Annotated in this window: 1 protein-coding gene and 1 pseudogene; one reads left to right on the top strand and one right to left on the bottom strand. The window is 39.0% G+C overall.

Features of this window, described 5'->3' with window-relative positions:
- A pseudogene (locus AC1DPZ_RS25180) lies at positions 1-1028 on the bottom strand (DEAD/DEAH box helicase); the annotation flags it as partial.
- 429 nt (positions 1029-1457) lie between these two features.
- Between AC1DPZ_RS25180 and glmS the strand changes: the two are divergent.
- Positions 1458-2662, top strand: a 1205-nt coding sequence (glmS, locus tag AC1DPZ_RS25175; RefSeq protein WP_477408650.1) for a glutamine--fructose-6-phosphate transaminase (isomerizing), incomplete at its 3' end; no start/stop codon positions are given.

Below are 2662 nucleotides of genomic sequence, written 5' to 3'. Positions count from 1 at the left end.
ATACTAAGGTCTTTTAGCTGATATAAAACGTCATTGATTTTAAGCTGCCCCGAGAATTCATAAAATGGCCCCCGGGGATTGATGTTAAGATTAATATCATGTGGGAGTAAGCCCACTTTTACCGGAGCTATCGAGGCTGCTGTAATATTATCAGATACCTCGCTGTTATGATAATAAAAATCATACTTCAATGGATTTTTAACAATGGCCCGCAAAGCTAAAATATCTGCTGCCGACCTTTTATTATTGACGTGATTTTGAAATTTATTAACCCCGGTAAAAAACTTTAACTGCTCATGATCCTCGGTTTCCCAAATGTGATCTAAAGGGTTTACCGGTTTTAATGGATTCTTTATTTTGCCATCTTTAGTAGTTTGGGCCTGATAAAGCTCAATAAAAAGGTACTTGTAATACTTATGCTGTTTTAAAACAACACAAACAGTTTGGCCGGTATCATCTGCTGATTGCTTAGGAGCGGCAATTTGCGGCGCCAGTACCATTTGACTGTATGAAGCTAAACTTTCTTTGGTAACAGGGATAAGCGAAGCTAATTTGGGGTGGATTTGGGCTTTTTTGTCCTCGTAACTAACCGTAAAGAATTCATCAAGATCGGTTTCATTTTCAAGGCCATAATCTTGGGCTGCTTTTCTGAGTTTATCATCCCTTAAATGCGCATCATAAAAAATACGGAGTTCGCTTTTTTTAATAATGGCAGTGAGCACCAAAGCCTGGTGCTCACAAAGTTTATGATGAGGGAAGTTGCAACCGCAGGTGAGTAACAGCTGGTTGTTTTGCTGAATTAGGGTTACCACAGGAAAGTTGGCCGCATTATACTCATGGCCAAATGTGCCCTGGTTTATTGTAATTAATTGTGGAATAATGTGTTTATAACCAGAGGGATGGTTGTCAAATCCGGCTTCTGATCTTTGGAGTATTATAGTTTCGGTAATAGCAGCAAAAGATATATCATCTATAATGTAGGTATGTCCCTCAAAATCATCTTGCTGTATATCCGTTGCTATATTCACTAAGTTTCCCTTGCTGCTGTATGTGGTAAATATCCTAAGAAATGGGGACACTTACGAAACAGAACGAGATTTATTACCAGTTACAGCATGTTTTTGATGTTTTGAGAGTGAGGAAAAAAGGGACAGCCAGGGCTTGCCGAAGAACAAAAGGCATCATGTTTAGGCAATCGTCCTGTATTATAAATCAAAAAAAGCGGAAATCAACTGTCTGTACTTCATTTTTAGATGCTTAATATTTCTTTTAAAAACCTTTTTGGTTAATTATTATGCAAATATGTAAATGTGATTGAGCTATTTTACATCTTTTTGTGTAAAAAATTGCTGCTGTTTACAATTTTAGCTTCAATCGGCGTATCCCATAGGGTATTGGTAATCAATTAGATAAATTTGTTTACCAAATAAATTAATTACCATCAAAATACCAAAGTTATGTGTGGAATTGTAGGTTATATCGGATTTCGTGACGCGTGGCCAATTGTAATAAAAGGCCTTAAAAGATTAGAATACCGTGGTTATGATAGCGCTGGAATTGCGATTATCAACCAGGAGGGTTTTAACGTTTATAAAAAGGTTGGCAAAGTATCGTACCTTGAAAACTTTGCCGAGACCCAGGATACAAGCGGATTAATTGCAATAGGCCATACCCGGTGGGCTACGCATGGTGTACCATCTGATCTGAACTCGCATCCTCATGCATCAAATGACAACCGGTTACACATTATTCATAATGGCATCATTGAAAACTATTCAACACTGAAAGAAGAGTTAATAAACCGGGGGCATAAATTTAGGAGCGAAACAGATACAGAAGTTTTAATCCATTTAGTTGAAGAAATACAAAATATTGAACAAACAGATTTGTTGGAAGCCGTTCGCCTGGCTTTAAATACTGTTATTGGCGCATATGCCATAGTTATATTAGACAGGGAAAACCCGGGCCAATTGATAGCTGCCCGAAAAGGAAGCCCGCTGGTTATAGGCGTTGGCGATGGTGAATACTTTATAGCCTCGGACGCAACACCTATTGTAGAATACACCAAGAATGTTATCTACTTAAAAGACAATGAAATAGCGCTGGTTAAACGTGAAGGACTTTTAGTTAAACGATTGGATAATGTGATTCAAACGCCACTTATACAGGAACTGGAGATGAAACTCGAATCGCTTGAAAAAGGTGGTTTTGAGCATTTTATGCTAAAGGAAATATTTGAACAGCCGCGTTCAATAAAAGATTGTATGCGCGGACGCAYTATTCCGAAAGTGGGCAAAGTTGCGTTAGGTGGGGTTAAAGAATATGCCGATAAACTAAAAAATGCCGAACGGATAATAATTATAGCCTGCGGCACATCCTGGCATGCCGGTTTAGCGGGCGAATATTTAATTGAGGAATACGGGCGTGTTTCTGTAGAGGTTGAATATGCTTCGGAGTTTAGGTATCGTAACCCTATTATCAGTGAAAAGGACATAGTAATTGCCATATCCCAATCTGGCGAAACAGCAGATACGATGGCTGCGATTGAAATTGCTAAAGAAAGGGGGGCAACAATTTTAGGCATCTGTAATGTTGTTGGGGCCTCAATCCCAAGAATTACCCACGCCGGTGTTTACACTCATGCGGGGCCAGAGATTGGTGT

It is taken from the genome of Mucilaginibacter sp. P4_G9, assembly GCF_056400985.1.
This window is presented reverse-complemented; position numbering and strand designations above follow the sequence as displayed.